At 68.1% G+C, this 16,085-nt stretch carries 16 protein-coding genes; all 16 read left to right on the plus strand.

Translation table 11 applies throughout. The features are described from left to right. Window positions 1–6: 6 nt before the first annotated feature. The 16 genes from OVA17_RS08290 (at window position 7) to rpsS (ending at window position 16,081) form a co-directional block, all read left to right on the plus strand. Window positions 7–972 carry an AAA family ATPase gene (locus OVA17_RS08290; RefSeq protein ID WP_103206788.1) on the plus strand — a complete coding sequence of 322 codons (966 nt, stop codon included), beginning with the start codon at window positions 7–9 and terminating at the stop codon, window positions 970–972. Window positions 973–1,018: 46 nt separating this feature from the next. After that, window positions 1,019–2,395: a DUF58 domain-containing protein gene (locus tag OVA17_RS08295; protein WP_324289879.1), complete on the plus strand. Its 1,377-nt coding sequence runs from the start codon at window positions 1,019–1,021 to the stop codon at window positions 2,393–2,395. Beyond that, window positions 2,392–4,902 carry a transglutaminase domain-containing protein gene (locus tag OVA17_RS08300; RefSeq protein WP_267786094.1) on the plus strand — a complete coding sequence of 837 codons (2,511 nt, stop codon included), beginning with the start codon at window positions 2,392–2,394 and terminating at the stop codon, window positions 4,900–4,902. Before OVA17_RS08295 ends, OVA17_RS08300 begins: the two co-directional genes overlap by 4 nt. Next, window positions 4,899–6,461 (plus strand): DUF5684 domain-containing protein, encoded by a 1,563-nt coding sequence (locus tag OVA17_RS08305; RefSeq protein WP_267786095.1) that lies wholly within the window; start codon window positions 4,899–4,901, stop codon window positions 6,459–6,461. The genes OVA17_RS08300 and OVA17_RS08305 overlap by 4 nt, the downstream gene beginning before the upstream one ends. Further along, entirely contained in the window at window positions 6,458–7,396 is a 939-nt protein-coding gene (locus OVA17_RS08310; protein ID WP_267786096.1) for a hypothetical protein, read from the plus strand. The genes OVA17_RS08305 and OVA17_RS08310 overlap by 4 nt, the downstream gene beginning before the upstream one ends. Window positions 7,397–7,750: 354 nt before the next feature. Beyond that, window positions 7,751–8,119 (plus strand): 30S ribosomal protein S12, encoded by a 369-nt coding sequence (gene rpsL / locus OVA17_RS08315; RefSeq protein ID WP_013584051.1) that lies wholly within the window; start codon window positions 7,751–7,753, stop codon window positions 8,117–8,119. A gap of 5 nt (window positions 8,120–8,124) precedes the next feature. Further along, window positions 8,125–8,595: a 30S ribosomal protein S7 gene (gene rpsG, locus OVA17_RS08320; RefSeq protein ID WP_013584050.1), complete on the plus strand. Its 471-nt coding sequence runs from the start codon at window positions 8,125–8,127 to the stop codon at window positions 8,593–8,595. Between the two features lie 86 nt (window positions 8,596–8,681). Then, window positions 8,682–10,796 carry an elongation factor G gene (gene fusA / locus OVA17_RS08325; RefSeq protein ID WP_210072348.1) on the plus strand — a complete coding sequence of 705 codons (2,115 nt, stop codon included), beginning with the start codon at window positions 8,682–8,684 and terminating at the stop codon, window positions 10,794–10,796. A 161-nt stretch (window positions 10,797–10,957) separates the two neighbouring features. Then, window positions 10,958–12,151 carry an elongation factor Tu gene (tuf, locus tag OVA17_RS08330; protein ID WP_056226238.1) on the plus strand — a complete coding sequence of 398 codons (1,194 nt, stop codon included), beginning with the start codon at window positions 10,958–10,960 and terminating at the stop codon, window positions 12,149–12,151. 178 nt (window positions 12,152–12,329) lie between these two features. After that, window positions 12,330–12,545 (plus strand): hypothetical protein, encoded by a 216-nt coding sequence (locus OVA17_RS08335; RefSeq protein ID WP_210072347.1) that lies wholly within the window; start codon window positions 12,330–12,332, stop codon window positions 12,543–12,545. A 440-nt stretch (window positions 12,546–12,985) separates the two neighbouring features. Continuing rightward, the gene (gene rpsJ, locus OVA17_RS08340; RefSeq protein ID WP_013584016.1) at window positions 12,986–13,294 is read left to right on the plus strand and encodes a 30S ribosomal protein S10; all 309 of its coding nucleotides are present in this window, start codon (window positions 12,986–12,988) and stop codon (window positions 13,292–13,294) included. An 8-nt stretch (window positions 13,295–13,302) separates the two neighbouring features. Continuing rightward, window positions 13,303–13,962: a 50S ribosomal protein L3 gene (gene rplC / locus OVA17_RS08345; protein WP_056226244.1), complete on the plus strand. Its 660-nt coding sequence runs from the start codon at window positions 13,303–13,305 to the stop codon at window positions 13,960–13,962. Window positions 13,963–13,964: 2 nt separating this feature from the next. Further along, a complete protein-coding gene (rplD, locus tag OVA17_RS08350; protein ID WP_115915920.1) occupies window positions 13,965–14,627 on the plus strand; it encodes a 50S ribosomal protein L4 in 663 nt (220 codons plus the stop codon). Beyond that, window positions 14,624–14,923, plus strand: coding sequence for a 50S ribosomal protein L23 (gene rplW / locus OVA17_RS08355; RefSeq protein ID WP_056226248.1), 300 nt, complete (start codon window positions 14,624–14,626; stop codon window positions 14,921–14,923). Before rplD ends, rplW begins: the two co-directional genes overlap by 4 nt. A gap of 24 nt (window positions 14,924–14,947) precedes the next feature. Next, a complete protein-coding gene (gene rplB, locus OVA17_RS08360) occupies window positions 14,948–15,787 on the plus strand; it encodes a 50S ribosomal protein L2 (RefSeq protein ID WP_013584012.1) in 840 nt (279 codons plus the stop codon). A gap of 12 nt (window positions 15,788–15,799) precedes the next feature. After that, window positions 15,800–16,081 (plus strand): 30S ribosomal protein S19, encoded by a 282-nt coding sequence (gene rpsS, locus OVA17_RS08365; RefSeq protein WP_013584011.1) that lies wholly within the window; start codon window positions 15,800–15,802, stop codon window positions 16,079–16,081. Window positions 16,082–16,085: the final 4 nt, after the last annotated feature.

The raw sequence follows: 16,085 nt of genomic DNA on the forward strand, positions 1-16,085 counted from the left end.
TCCGACATGACGATCACCCAGGAGCAGGCCACCTGGTTCTCCCAGACCTTCTCGCAGATCGCCGACAACGTCGAGCGCGCCGTCCTCGGCAAGCGGCACGTGGTCGAACTGGTGCTCACCGCCATGCTCAGCGACGGCCACGTCCTGCTCGAGGACGTCCCGGGTACCGGCAAGACCTCGCTCGCCCGCGCCGTCGCGTCGTCCGTCCAGGGCACCAACACGCGCATCCAGTTCACCCCCGATCTGCTTCCGGGCGACATCACGGGCATCACCGTGTACGACCAGAAGACGGGAACCTTCGAGTTCCACACCGGCCCGATCTTCGCCAACATCGTCCTCGCCGACGAGATCAACCGTGCGAGCCCGAAGACGCAGTCGGCTCTGCTCGAGGTCATGGAAGAGGGCAAGGTCACCATCGACGGCGTCTCGCGAGAGGTCGGTGTGCCCTTCCTCGTGCTGGCCACGCAGAACCCCGTCGAGCAGGCCGGCACCTATCGTCTCCCCGAGGCTCAGCTCGACCGCTTCCTGCTGCGCACCTCCCTCGGCTACCCCGACCACGCGGCGACCGTCCGGATCCTCGACGGAGCGCCGGTGGCCACGGCGGAACTGCGTGCGATCATCACGCCTCAGGCCCTCGTCGGGATGGCCGACCTCGCGGCATCCGTCTACGTGGACGCCCTCGTCCTCGACTACATCGCCCGTCTCGTGGATGCCACCCGCACGGCCGATGAGGTCCGCCTCGGTGTGAGCATCCGCGGGGCTCTCGCCCTCACGCGAGCCACCCGCGCTCGCGCGGCGTCGCAGGGGCGCACCTACGCGACGCCCGACGACGTCAAGGCTCTCGCCGTCGCCGTGCTGGCGCATCGCCTCATCCTGCACCCCGAGGCCGAGTTCGACGGTGTCACCCAAGAGGCCGTCATCGGCCAGGTCCTGCTCGACACCCAGCCGCCCTCGCAGCGCGAGAGCGCCTGACGATGCTTCGTCCCGTGGCCGCCGCGCCCCGCTCGGGGGGTGAGCCGTGCCCGATCTGAATCTGACCGAGTCGCGTCTCACGCGGACCTCCGCGGGCACCATGGCGACCGGTTCGCGCACCTCCGTCACCTCGACCGCGGTGCGTCGACAACGTCGCATCGTGCGCGCGGTGGTCCAGGTCGCCGAATGGTGGCGTGTCACGACCGAGGCCATCTCCGCCGCCGTGAGATGGGCCGGCAGAACGGTACGCCCCGCGGGAGCGGTGGTCGTGGTCGCCGCGACCATCGGCCTGCTCTTCGGGGTGCTGTTCGGGTGGGTCGAGTGGATGGTCGCCGGAAGCGCGGCCCTGCTGCTGCTGGTCATGAGCGTGCCCTTCCTCTTCGGTGCTCGGGCGTACGAGGTCGACCTGGCGCTCGATCACGAGCGCGTGACGGCGGGCAACGGCGTCACGGGCGAGATCGTCGTGCGCAACGAGAGTTCGCGACCCGCCCTGCCCGGTCGCCTCGACATCCCCGTGGGTCGTGGCCTCGTGGAGTTCGGTGTGCCGTTCCTCCGCCCCGGGCAGAGCTCCGCCGAGCCGCTCGAGATCCCGCCGCTACCGCGCGGCGTCGTCCGCGTCGGCCCCGTGACGACGGTGCGCAGCGACCCGGTGGGGCTCCTCCGGCGCGAGCACGCCTTCGACGACGTCCACGATCTCTTCGTGCACCCTCGCACGGTGGGGCTCCCCTCCACGAGCGCCGGTCTCGTCCGCGACCTCGAGGGCAACGCCACCCGCCGCCTCGTCGATGCGGACATGTCCTTCCACGCGATCCGCGAGTACGTCCCCGGCGACTCGCGCCGGCAGGTGCATTGGAAGTCGACGGCCAAGACGGGTCGACTCATGGTCCGGCAGTACGAGGAATCCCGACGCTCGCGCATGGCCGTCGTACTCGCCGCGGCGACACAGGAGTACACGGATGCCGACGAGTACGAGCTCGCCGTCTCGGCCGCAGCCTCGCTCGGTCTGCGCGCCGTCCGTGACGCGCGCGACATCGACATCGTCACGGGGTCGGAGATCCCGCGGGTCGTCAAGGGGCGCCTGCGCGCGATCCGTCACATCCCGGTCGTCGCACCGCGCACGATGCTCGACGGCTTCAGCGCCATCGATCGACACGAGAACACGATGCCCGTCGAAGACGTCTGCCGTCTGGCATCCGAGGCGAACGAACGTCTCTCGATCGCGTTCGTGGTCGTCGGCGCGACCGTCCCTCTCACCCGCCTGCGTCAGGCTGCCCTCGCCTTCCCCGCCGACACCTCGGTCGCCGCCGTCATCTGCGACGAGCGCGCCCACCCGAGGATGCAGAACATCGCGGGACTCACGGTGCTGACGATCGGCACCCTCGACGACCTCTCGGGTCTCCTGGTCCGGGGAGCGACCTCATGAGCGATCGTCGGAGCTCGCGCGCGACAGCCCGTCGCCGCGAGACCAACCTCCCGCGGTACGCGGCCGCCGCCATTTACACGGCGGTGTCCGTCGTCCTCGCCACCATTGCCGCGTGGCCGGTCTACGCGTCGTGGTCTTTCCTTCTGCTCGTGATCGTCTCGGTCGTGGTCGCGGGTGCCGTCGTCGGCGTCGTGTCGTGGCGCCGATGGAGCGGCTGGACCCTCGCCGCGAGTCTGCTGGGGGCCTTCACCGTCTTGGCGGTACCGCTCGCCGTTCCGTCGCGTCTGACGTCTCCCCTCGACGTCCTGCGCGGGCTCGGGGAGTCCTTCGCCGGGGTCGTCGTCGCGTGGAAAGACCTCGTCACCGTCGATCTGCCGGTCGGGGCCTACCGCAACCTGCTGATCCCCGCGCTCGTGATCTTCCTCGTCGGCACGGCCGTCACCGCCGCTCTCGCCATCCGGGGCGATCGCTGGGCGCCGTTCGCGGTCGTCGGCGGTCTCGGTATGACCGGCTTCGGGCTGTTCTTCGGACGCGCGTCGACGAGCGCGCCCCTGTCGATCGGGCCGGTCGACCTCCCGGCCCCCGCAGAGACCGCCATCGGGATCGGCGCTCTCCTGACAGCGGTGCTGTGGTTGGCGTGGCGCGCGCAGGACGAACGCGGACGCGCCCTGCGCCGGGCGAGCGACGTCTCGGCCGTTCCCGTCGCGCCGGGCCGTTCGCGGGCGGATCGCCGCAGGCTGGTGCTCGGCGCGGCGATGCTCCTCGTCGCCGTGGCCGTCACCGTCGCGGTTGTGCCCGCGGCTGCTCGGAACGCCGACCGTCAGGTGCTCAGATCGGCGGCGGGGCCGGAGCGGCTGATCGCCGAGGCCGTGAGCCCGCTCTCGCAGTACCGCTCGATGTTCTCCGACGCGCGATCGGACGAGGTGCTCTTCCGGGTCGGCGGTACGGGTGCCGAGCCCGATCGCATCCGGATCGCCACCCTCGACACCTACGACGGCGAAATCTTTCGCGCGTCGGGTGACGAGGGTGCAGGCTTCGTGCGCCTGCCGTCGACGCGGGATGCGGGGGAGGGACGCCCCGTCGAGGCGGACATCGAGATCGTCGATCTGGGGGGCATCTGGATGCCGACGGCCGGCAGCCTCGCTTCGGCGACGTTCGAGGGGGACCGTCGTGGCGTCCTCGCCGACCGCTTCTACTACAGCTCCGACGCCGACGCGGGAGTGCAGACCGCCGACGGCGGACTCGTTGCGGGTGACCGCTACCGGCTCGACGCCGTCGAGCCCGCCCCCGTCGACCTCGCCTCGATGACCCCGCCCGGTGCGGGCGACGGGGTTGCGGGCGGCGACAACCTTCGCCGCTGGGTTCAGGAGCACGCGACCGGCAACGACGGGGCGGCGCTCCAGAGCCTCGTTCAGATGCTCCGCCAGCGCGGATACCTCAGCCACAGCCTGGCGCCGGAGGGAGGGCCGACGCCGAAGTGGGCCTCCACCCTGTCGGGCTACCAGCTGCAACCCAGTGCCTCCGGTCACTCGCTGGCGCGCATCGACCGCATGTTCGAGCGGTTGCTCGAGCGAGAGGACGACCCCCGTGCCGCCGCCTCGGGCAACTTCGTCGCGGCCGTCGGCGACGACGAGCAGTTCGCCGTCGCCACGGCCCTGATCGCTCACGAGCTGGGCTTCCCCGCCCGCGTCGTGGTGGGGACGCGGCTGGTCTCCAGCGATCCGAACCTCGCCACGTGCGAGTCGGGGGAGTGCCGGGCGCGCGACCTGACGGCGTGGACGGAGGTTCAGGGTTCCGACGGGCGGTGGGCGCCCGTCGATGTGACCCCCCAGTGGGAGCAGTCGCCGAGCCTCGAGGTCACCCAGCAGCAGGATCCCGAGAACGTCACCGAGGTCCGCCCCGATACCGTCGAGGAGGTCGTGCCTCCCGAGCCGGTGCAGGAGGACAACTCCACCAACGACGATCCGCGCGTCGACGACGGCGTAGACCTGGCTTGGCTGTGGGCGAGCCTGCGTATCGCGGGCATCTCGCTGCTGATCCTGCTCGTCCTCTTCGGCCCCTTCTTCGCCGTCGTGATCGCCAAGGCTCTCCGCCGCCGTGGACGTCGCCGGGATCCGGATCCCCGTTCGGCGATCGCCGGAGGCTGGGACGAGTACGTCGATGCGGGGATCGACGCGGGACGCACCGTTCCGCGCGCACCGACCCGACGCGAGGTGGCCGAGGCCTTCGCCACTGCCTCCGGGACCGTCCTGGCGGATGGAGCGGACCGCGCGGTGTTCTCGTCCGAGGACGTCGACCCCGACGAGGTCGGGGCCTTCTGGAGCATCGTCGACGAAGAACGACGCGCGCTGGCCCGTCAGCGGGGTTTCTGGCGGCGCCTGCGCGCGGCCGTATCGTTGAGATCGTTCCTGCGGTTCCTCGCCCCACGCCCCTCGCGGCGGGGGTCGCCGCACCGCGACGAGAGGGGGAAGCGCTCCACCGCCCTGGTGGACCGCGACACGACATGACCGATTCGACCATGGTGGTTCTCGGGGCGACCTCGTTCGCTCTCGTCGTCGTGCTGTACGTCTGGCTCGCGATCGCCCTCGCGGCGCTCTTCCGCAAGATCGGCGAACCCGCCTGGAAGGCCTGGGTTCCGGTCCTGAACGTGGCGACCGTGCTCAAAGCCGGCGGGTTCTCACCGTGGCTGGTCCTGCTGAACTTCGTTCCGATCTTCGGCTTCGTCGCCTTCGTCGCGGTGTTCATCGTCGCGGTCCACCGCATCAACACCGGCTTCGGTGTCGGGGCCGGTCTCACCGTCGTGGGCGCCCTCTTCCCGGTCGTGTGGGCGAGCATCCTGGGCTTCGGCTCCGCGCGCTGGCACGGGGAACGCCGCACCGCACTCCCCGACGAGAACTCCGCGCCCGTCCGACGCGGCAAGGACTACGAGGGTCCCTATGTGCCGCTGATCGGCGGATGGACACCCGAGCAGGTTCCCGAGCACTCGTCTCCGGATGCCGCCGCCCCCCTTCCACCGCTCGCGCCCGTGTCCGCGCCGGTCGCCGTCCCCTTCGCCGCGCCCTCCCCCTCCCTCGCGGACGCCGTGCCCTCGTCGAGCGACTGGGCTCCTCCGGCGCACGTCCCGCCTCCCGCCCCCGAGCGGGCTCGGGCCGACGAAGAGCATCGCGCCGAGTCACGGGATGTCGCTCCGGCCACCTCGGTCTTCGCCGTGCTCGACGCCCTCCGCGACGGGTCCCCCGAGGACGACCACCGTCCCGCTGCGCCCGCTGCGTCGGAGCCCCCGCGCCCCCACGTTCTCGATGCGCCCTCCGCGGCGGCTCCCGCGCCGATCTGGGCGCCTCCCGTGGCGCCCCCTGCGGTCCCCGAGGCGCGGGCGTCCTCCGAGCTGCCCGCCGAGGACGCCGAGGAGGATTCCGACGTCGTCGCGCCCTGGGCGAACCCACCGCGTCGCACGACGGCTGATGCCGGTCCCGCACCCATAGCGGATGTGCCCCTCACCCGGCCCGCGCCCGACGCCGTTCCGGCTCCCCATCCCTCGGTGGCAGCGACCATCGACGAGTTCCCCGAGTTGTCCGAGGCGGTCTCCGCCGTGGCGGAGGCCCCGGATGCCGGCTCCCCGCGCTCCGCCCGCACCTCGGTGTCCGCGCTCTACACGCAGCCCGAGGTCCCCTCGGTCGCGGCCGATGAGGACTTCGACGCTCTCGACCGAACCGTCGTCACGCGGCGCAAACGCATTCCGTGGGCGCTCGTGCCTCCGAGCGGGACGCCGATCGACCTCACCTCTGCTGTCGTCATCCTGGGTCGTCGCCCGGGCCCCGACTCCGCGTACCCCGACGCGCAGCTCGTCCCGATCTCGGACGAGACGCGAACGGTCTCGAAGACCCACGCGCGACTCGAGCTTCGCGGTGACACCTGGTACGTCACCGACCTGCACTCCACGAACGGCGTGCTGTTCGCCACGCTCATGGGCACCGAGGTCGAGGCGCCTCCCGGCGAGGAGATCGAAGCCGGTGAGCGCTTCTTCCTCGGTGACGCGGAGGTGCGCCTCTCGCGGAGCGACGCGTGAGCGGCCCGTACGACCGCGCCGAGGATCCCGACGAGGTGACCCTCTGGGCGGGTCGCCTGCGGGCCTGGCCGACGCCGCCCGCCGTCGAGGACGACGAGGTCGATGATGAGACGATCCTGACGCGCCGGGACGCTGCGGACGACGAGACCGTCTCCGGGACCGACGCTCCCGCGGACGAGACGGTGATCTCGCGTCGTATCGTGCCGGAGGACGACACGCTGCGCTCCGGGGCCGAGGCTCCCGCGGACGAGACGGTGATCTCGCGTCGTATCGTGCCAGAGGACGACACGTTGCTTTCCCGGGTCGACGTCCCCGACGACGAGACCGTGATCTCACGCATCGACACGCCTCACGACGGTGCCCTCTCCTCCCGCCCGACGCCCCCGGGGACGCCAGTGGCAGACGTCTTCGTCGACGAGGAGGTGGGTACGACCGCTCCTCGGAGCGCGGCGCCCCCCGTTCCGACCAGCTCGCTCGCCACCCCCGCCCCTGACGAAGAGACCCGTCGACGTCCTGCGGGCGGGGGAGGGGGCACCGAGGTCGACGAGACCACCCGCCGCCGGCCTTCGGCGGAACCCGCCGTCGACGAGGCCACGCGCGCACGGCCCGTCCCGGTGTCAGACGACGACACGGCATCGGGTTCCCGCCGCCGTCGCCGAGAAGTCGCCGAGGCCGCAGACGGCGCCGTCGGAGAGGGAGCCGTCCGGCAAGCACGCGTCCCCGACGCCCTGAGCCGCGAGTCGTACGGTGCCCGTCACGAGGGGCCCGCACGCGTCGAGCGTGCTCGCGTCGTCCGCGCTCCGTCATCCGAGGACGCCGCGGCCGTCCGCCCCCGGGCGCGCCGGGGCGCGGCCCGCGTGATCGTGCTCGCGGCGGTGATCGTCGTCGTGCTCGTCGCGTCAGCCATCGGGGCAGCGCTGCTGCTGCTCGGATGACGAACGCGGCATCCGGGAGACTCCCAGTGACCGGTCCCGCACACGTTTGCCCGCGTCCCGGGGAACGCGTATCATTGACCGGGTGTGCGTTCACGCGCGCCGTGCGTCGTGCCCTCGGGTGAGTCGCTCGGATCAACGCTCGCACCATCTCAGGGATCGGCCTGCGAACAGGTCGCCCCCACGGCATATCCACCACGAATCGCGCTAGATCATTCTGTCGCGCGGTGGATCACACGTGAGCCCGACACGTCACGAATCGCAAGATGAGCGACATGACGGGGGAGACACGACGCTGTCACCGTGCAGCACCCTGGGCGCCACCGCGAGGAACGCCCAGCCAATCAAGGAGAGAACGTGCCAACCATTCAGCAGTTGGTTCGCAAGGGCCGCTCGCCGAAGGTCTCGAAGACCAAGGCTCCCGCGCTGAAGTCGAACCCCCAGCAGGCCGGCGTGTGCACTCGCGTGTACACCACGACCCCCAAGAAGCCGAACTCGGCGATGCGCAAGGTCGCCCGCGTCAAGCTGCGCAACGGCACCGAGGTCACCGCCTACATCCCCGGCGAGGGCCACAACCTGCAGGAGCACTCGCTCGTGCTCGTCCGCGGTGGTCGCGTCAAGGACCTCCCCGGTGTCCGTTACAAGATCGTCCGCGGTGCGCTCGACACCCAGGCTGTCAAGAACCGTAAGCAGGCTCGTAGCCGCTACGGCGCGAAGAAGGGCTGAGAAACATGCCTCGTAAGGGTCCTGCCCCGAAGCGTCCCGTCGTCAACGACCCGGTTTACGGCGCTCCCGTCGTCACCCAGCTGGTCAACAAGATCCTCGTCGACGGCAAGAAGTCCATCGCCGAGTCGATCGTCTACGACGCCCTCAAGGGTGTCGAGGCGAAGAACAGCCAGGACGCCGTCGCCACGCTGAAGAAGGCGCTCGACAACGTCCGTCCCACCCTCGAGGTCAAGAGCCGCCGCGTCGGTGGCTCGACCTACCAGGTTCCCGTCGAGGTCAAGCCGCACCGCGCGAACACCCTCGCGCTGCGCTGGCTCGTGAGCTACGCCAAGGGTCGTCGTGAGAAGACGATGACCGAGCGTCTGCAGAACGAGATCCTCGACGCCTCGAACGGCCTCGGTGCCGCGGTCAAGCGCCGCGAGGACACCCACAAGATGGCCGAGTCGAACCGCGCCTTCGCGCACTACCGCTGGTAAAACCCGCGGAGGGCCCGTGACCGACCCCGGTCGCGGACCCTCCGATGGGCCCGGCATCAACCTCCCAACAGGTAAGGAAGACACCCGTGGCACAAGACGTGCTCACCGACCTTCATAAGGTCCGCAACATCGGCATCATGGCCCACATCGATGCCGGCAAGACCACGACGACCGAGCGCATCCTGTTCTACACGGGCGTCAACCACAAGATCGGCGAGACGCACGATGGTGCGGCTACGACCGACTGGATGGAGCAGGAGCAGGAGCGTGGCATTACGATCACCTCCGCTGCTGTGACCTGCTTCTGGGACAAGAACCAGATCAACATCATCGACACCCCCGGCCACGTCGACTTCACGGTCGAGGTCGAGCGCTCGCTGCGCGTGCTCGATGGCGCGGTCGCCGTCTTCGACGGCAAGGAGGGCGTCGAGCCCCAGTCCGAGACGGTGTGGCGTCAGGCTGACAAGTACGACGTCCCCCGCATCTGCTTCGTCAACAAGATGGACAAGCTGGGCGCCGACTTCTACTTCACGGTCGACACCATCGTCAACCGCCTGAAGGCCAAGCCGCTGGTCATCCAGCTGCCCATCGGTGCCGAGAACGACTTCGTCGGCGTCATCGACCTGGTCGAGATGCGCGCACTGGTCTGGCCCGGCGACGCCAAGGGTGACGTGACCATGGGCGCGAAGTACGAGATCCAGGAGATCCCGGCCGACCTCGCCGACAAGGCCGCCGAGTACCGCCAGCAGCTCCTGGAGACCGTCGCCGAGTCCGACGACGCCCTCCTCGAGAAGTTCTTCGGCGGTGAGGAGCTCACGGTCGCCGAGATCAAGGGCGCCATCCGCAAGATGACGATCAACTCGGAGCTCTACCCGGTGCTCTGCGGTTCGGCGTTCAAGAACCGCGGCGTGCAGCCCATGCTCGACGCGGTCGTGGACTACCTGCCCTCGCCCCTGGACGTGCCCGCCATCGAGGCGCACGACCCCAAGGACGAAGAGATCGTCATCGAGCGCCACGCCGACCGTGAGGAGCCCTTCGCGGCTCTCGCGTTCAAGATCGTGACGCACCCGTTCTTCGGTCGCCTCACGTACATCCGCGTGTACTCGGGTCACCTCGACTCCGGTGCTCAGGTCGTCAACGCGACCAAGGGCAAGAAGGAGCGCATCGGGAAGATCTTCCAGATGCACGCCAACAAGGAGATGCCGGTCGACTCCGTCACCGCTGGCCACATCTACGCGGTCATCGGTCTGAAGGACACCACCACCGGTGACACCCTCTGCGACCCGCAGAACCAGGTCGTCCTCGAATCGATGACGTTCCCGGAGCCGGTCATCGAGGTCGCCATCGAGCCCAAGACCAAGGCCGACCAGGAGAAGCTGGGTGTCGCCATCCAGAAGCTCGCCGAAGAGGACCCGACGTTCCGCGTCGAGCAGAACTCCGAGACCGGTCAGACCGTCATCAAGGGCATGGGCGAGCTCCACCTCGACATCCTGGTCGATCGTATGAAGCGCGAGTTCAAGGTCGAGGCCAACGTCGGAAAGCCTCAGGTGGCGTACCGCGAGACCATCCGCAAGTCGGTCGAGCGTCACGACTACACCCACAAGAAGCAGACCGGTGGTTCGGGTCAGTTCGCGAAGATCCAGTTCGCGATCGAGCCTCTCGAGGTCACGGCCGACAAGACCTACGAGTTCGAGAACAAGGTCACCGGTGGTCGCATCCCGCGCGAGTACATCTCGCCGACCGACCAGGGCTTCCAGGACGCCATGAACGTCGGCGTGCTCGCCGGCTACCCCATGGTGGGCGTCAAGGCGATCCTCCTCGACGGTGCTTCGCACGACGTCGACTCGTCCGAAATGGCGTTCAAGATCGCCGGCTCGATGGGCTTCAAAGAGGCCGTCCGCAAGGCGAACCCCACGATCCTCGAGCCGATCATGGCCGTCGAGGTCCGTACTCCCGAGGAGTACATGGGCGACGTCATCGGCGACCTGAACTCGCGTCGTGGCCAGATCCAGTCGATGGAAGACGCCGCCGGCGTCAAGGTCGTCCGGGCCAACGTGCCGCTGTCCGAGATGTTCGGCTACATCGGTGACCTGCGCTCGAAGACCTCGGGTCGCGCCGTCTACTCGATGGAGTTCGACAGCTACGCCGATGTCCCGAAGGCCGTCGCCGACGAGATCATCCAGAAGAACAAGGGCGAGTAAAACCGCTCTCACGGATGCCGGGAACCCCGGGTTCTGCTCAGGTTCCCGGCATCCGCTCAAACTGAATACCGACTCTCTAGTAATCTGAGAACCATCCCCGCGAAGAACCGGTCGCAATCCAGTGCCCGAGACCTCGCAACCAACGTCCTGAGGAGGACCCAGTGGCTAAGGCCAAGTTCGAGCGGACCAAGCCGCACGTGAACATCGGAACGATCGGTCACGTCGACCACGGCAAGACCACGCTCACCGCTGCCATCTCGAAGGTGCTCGCCGACAAGTTCCCGTCGGCCACCAACGTTCAGCGTGACTTCGCGTCGATCGACTCGGCGCCGGAAGAGCGTCAGCGCGGTATTACGATCAACATCTCGCACGTCGAGTACGAGACCCCGAAGCGTCACTACGCTCACGTCGACGCGCCCGGTCACGCCGACTACATCAAGAACATGATCACCGGTGCCGCTCAGATGGACGGCGCGATCCTCGTGGTCGCCGCCACCGACGGTCCGATGGCTCAGACCCGTGAGCACGTTCTGCTCGCCAAGCAGGTCGGCGTTCCCTACCTGCTCGTCGCGCTGAACAAGAGCGACATGGTCGACGACGAGGAGATCCTGGAGCTCGTCGAGCTCGAGGTTCGCGAGCTGCTGTCGTCGCAGGACTTCGACGGCGACAACGCCCCCGTCGTTCGCGTCTCGGGCCTGAAGGCTCTCGAGGGTGACGAGCAGTGGGTCAACGCCATCGTCGAGCTCATGGAAGCCGTCGACGAGTCGATCCCCGACCCGGTGCGTGACAAGGACAAGCCCTTCCTCATGCCCATCGAGGACGTCTTCACGATCACCGGTCGTGGCACGGTCGTCACCGGCCGCGCCGAGCGCGGTACCCTCGCGATCAACTCCGAGGTTGAGATCGTCGGCATCCGCCCGACGCAGAAGACCACGGTCACCGGTATCGAGATGTTCCACAAGCAGCTCGACGAGGCCTGGGCCGGCGAGAACTGCGGTCTGCTCCTTCGCGGCACCAAGCGTGACGACGTCGAGCGCGGCCAGGTCGTCGTCAAGCCCGGTTCGGTCACCCCGCACACCAACTTCGAGGGCACGGCGTACATCCTGTCCAAGGAAGAGGGCGGCCGCCACAACCCGTTCTTCACGAACTACCGCCCGCAGTTCTACTTCCGCACCACCGACGTGACCGGCGTCATCACGCTGCCCGAGGGCACCGAGATGGTCATGCCCGGTGACACCACGGAGATGTCGGTCGAGCTCATCCAGCCGATCGCCATGGAAGAGGGCCTCGGCTACGCGATCCGTGAGGGTGGCCGCACCGTCGGTGCCGGTACCGTCACCAAGATCCTCAAGTAAGTCCTTCCAGACTTCACTCGGCACAGGCCGGGCCTTCGGGCCCGGCCTTTGTCGTTCCCGGATGTGCTCTACACCAGTCGCACCCGACGCCCGCGGGGGTTTCGGTTGCCGCTACCCCGCGGTCAGAATCGAACCGGGGTCGGCGTGCCAGCCGACCGAGTCTGCGAAGGAGACGCACATGGGAGTGGACGACATCATCGCCAAGGGCAAGAAGCTCCTCGACGAGAACCGCGACAAGATCGAAGAGGCGCTCAAGAGCGAGAAGGCCGAAGAGGTCAGCGACAAGGTGCTCGACGGAGCGGCCGACGCGATCAAGAAGATCGTTCCGGCGGAACATCACGCGAAGGTCGACGAGACGCGCGCGAACGTGGACAAGCACATCGGGAACGCGTGACCAGAGGCGAAGTCATCGGCGCCGCTCCCTGTTTCGGGGGCGGCGCCGCTGCTGTCGGCGGGGGTTTTACTGAGGATCAGCCGCGCGCGACACGCCCGGGTTTGCGACATGACCGGGGCGTACGTAGACTAGTCCAGTTCCACATTCCGGTGCGTGCTCGGCGCGCGCCAGGATCACTGTCAGGGCAGTGCACAGGCGGCGCGAGAGCGCAGGGTCCTGGGCCGCGGGCAGCAGAACACACACCGAAACCCCTTCATCCCCTTGTGGGATTCGTGCGCGTGCGTGCGAGGGGCGGGCCGGATGCCGAGTCTTCCGGTTTGACAGCTGAACAGGGTGCAGCATCCCTCGCGCGAGCGAGGGGAAGTGCCAGGGCGCGATAGCGCCACCGTGCGTCCAATGCCCCAGGTCGGGTAAGACGCGAGAAAGAGAGAGAGCAGACAATGGCGGGACAGAAGATCCGCATTCGCCTGAAGTCGTACGACCACGCTGGGCTCGACTCGTCGGCCCGCAAGATCGTCGACACCGTGACCCGTGCCGGCGCCACCGTGGTGGGCCCGGTTCCCCTGCCGACCGAGAAGAACGTCGTGTGCGTCATCCGGTCGCCCCACAAGTACAAGGACAGCCGCGAGCACTTCGAGATGCGCACCCACAAGCGCCTCATCGACATCATCGACCCGACGCCCAAGGCCGTCGACTCGCTGATGCGCCTCGACCTTCCTGCCGATGTCAACATCGAGATCAAGCTCTGAGGTTCGACATGGCTGACATCAACTCCAAGATCTCCAAGGGCCTCCTCGGCACCAAGCTCGGCATGACCCAGGTGTGGGACGAGAACGGCAAGCTCGTTCCCGTCACCGTCATCGAGGTCGCGCCGAACGTCGTGACCCAGCTGCGTTCGCTCGAGAAGGACGGCTACAACGCCGTTCAGATCGGCTACGGCCAGATCGACCCCCGCAAGGTGAACAAGCCCCTCACGGCGCACTTCGACGCCGCGGGTGTCACCCCTCGCCGCCACCTCACCGAGGTGCGCACGGCTGACGCCGCAGACTACGCGCTGGGCCAGGAGCTCACCGTCGACGGTCTGTTCGAAGCCGGTCAGCTGGTCGACGTCGTCGGCACCAGCAAGGGCAAGGGCACCGCCGGTGTCATGAAGCGTCACAACTTCAAGGGTGTGTCCGCTTCGCACGGTGCGCACCGCAACCACCGCAAGCCCGGCTCCATCGGCGCGTCGTCGACTCCGAGCCGCGTCTTCAAGGGCATGCGCATGGCCGGCCGTATGGGTGGCGAGCGCGTGACCGTCCTCAACCTCACGGTGCACGCCGTCGACGCCGAGAAGGGACTCATGCTCGTCAAGGGCGCCGTCCCCGGTGCCCGTGGCCGCATCGTCTACGTCCGCAACGCAGTGAAGGGTGCCTGATCATGGCTGACTCGACTCTCGCGCTCGACGTCGTGAAGGCCGACGGCAACAAGGCCGGCTCTGTCGAGCTGCCCGCCGCGCTCTTCGACGTCAAGACGAACATCCCGCTTATCCACCAGGTCGTCGTGGCGCAGCGCGCCGCGGCTCGCCAGGGCACGCACTCGACCAAGCGTCGTGGCGAGGTCTCGGGTGCCGGCCGCAAGCCCTTCAAGCAGAAGGGCACGGGTAACGCCCGTCAGGGCTCGATCCGCGCGCCGCACATGACCGGTGGTGGCATCGTCCACGGTCCCAAGCCCCGCGACTACAGCCAGCGCACCCCCAAGAAGATGATCGCTGCCGCCCTTCTGGGCGCGCTCAGCGACCGTGCTCGCGGACAGCGTCTGCACATCGTCGACAGCTTCGCCATCGAGGGTGCCCCCTCGACCAAGGCCGCTGCCGCCGCGCTGAAGGCCTTCGGTGCCGTCAAGAACGTGCTCGTGGTCATCGACCGCGATGACGAGCTCACGATCAAGAGCGTGCGCAACCTCGCGTACGTCCACGTGCTGACCGTCGGCCAGCTGAACACCTACGACGTGATCGTCTCCGACGACATCGTCTTCACCAAGGCCGCCTACGACGCCTTCGTCGCGTCGAAGTCGGGCGCCACCGAGGAGGTCTCGGCATGACCACCGTCAACAAGGACCCGCGCGACATCATCCTGAAGCCGGTCGTCTCCGAGAAGAGCTACTCGCTCATCGACGAGGGCAAGTACACCTTCCTGGTGGACCCCCGCTCGTCGAAGACCGAGATCAAGCTCGCGATCGAGAAGATCTTCGGCGTCAAGGTCGCTTCGGTCAACACGATCAACCGCGTGGGCAAGGCCCGTCGCACCCGCTTCGGCATCGGCAAGCGCAAGGACACCAAGCGCGCCATCGTCTCGCTGAAGTCGGGCACCATCGACATCTTCACGTCTGTCGGCTGACGGTCGGGATAGAGGACAAGAACAATGGCTATTCGCAAGTACAAGCCCACGACCCCCGGTCGCCGCGGCTCGTCGGTGGCCGACTTCGCCGAGATCACCCGATCGACGCCTGAGAAGTCGCTGCTGCGCCCGCTGTCGAAGACCGGTGGCCGCAACAACCAGGGCCGCATCACCACGCGTCACATCGGTGGTGGACACAAGCGTCAGTACCGTCTGATCGACTTCCGTCGTAACGACAAGGACGGCATCGACGCCAAGGTCGCTCACATCGAGTACGACCCCAACCGCACCGCGCGCATCGCGCTGCTGCACTACGCGGACGGCGAGAAGCGCTACATCCTCGCCCCGGCGAAGCTGTCGCAGGGTGACGTCGTGGAGTCGGGAGCCGGCGCTGACATCAAGCCCGGTAACAACCTGCCGCTGCGCAACATCCCCACCGGTACCGTGATCCACGCGATCGAGCTGCGTCCCGGAGGAGGTGCGAAGATGGCCCGTTCGGCCGGCGCATCCGTGCGTCTGGTCGCGAAGGACGGCCCCTACGCGCAGCTTCGTCTGCCCTCGGGTGAGATCCGCAACGTCGACGTGCGCTGCCGCGCGACGATCGGCGAGGTCGGCAACGCCGAGCAGTCGAACATCAACTGGGGCAAGGCCGGCCGTATGCGCTGGAAGGGTGTCCGCCCGACCGTGCGTGGTGTCGCCATGAACCCGGTAGACCACCCGCACGGTGGTGGTGAGGGTAAGACCTCCGGTGGTCGTCACCCTGTTTCGCCGTGGGGTAAGGCCGAAGGCCGCACCCGCCACGCGAACAAGGAGAGCGACAAGCTCATCGTCCGCCGTCGCACCGCCGGCAAGAAGCGCAAGTAGGAGTAGAGGAAGATGCCTCGCAGCCTTAAGAAGGGCCCCTTCGTCGACGAGCACCTGCTTCGCAAGGTCGTCTCGCAGAACGAAGCCGGTTCGAAGAACGTCATCAAGACCTGGTCGCGCCGTTCGATGATCATCCCCGCCATGCTGGGACACACCATCGCCGTGCACGACGGACGCAAGCACATCCCCGTGTTCGTGACCGAGACCATGGTCGGCCACAAGCTGGGCGAGTTCTCGCCCACCCGCACCTTCCGCGGCCACGTGAAGGACGACAAGAAGGGCCGTCGCCGCTAAGGCG

The sequence above is a fragment of the Microbacterium sp. SL75 genome, assembly GCF_026625865.1.
GTDB lineage: Bacteria > Actinomycetota > Actinomycetes > Actinomycetales > Microbacteriaceae > Microbacterium.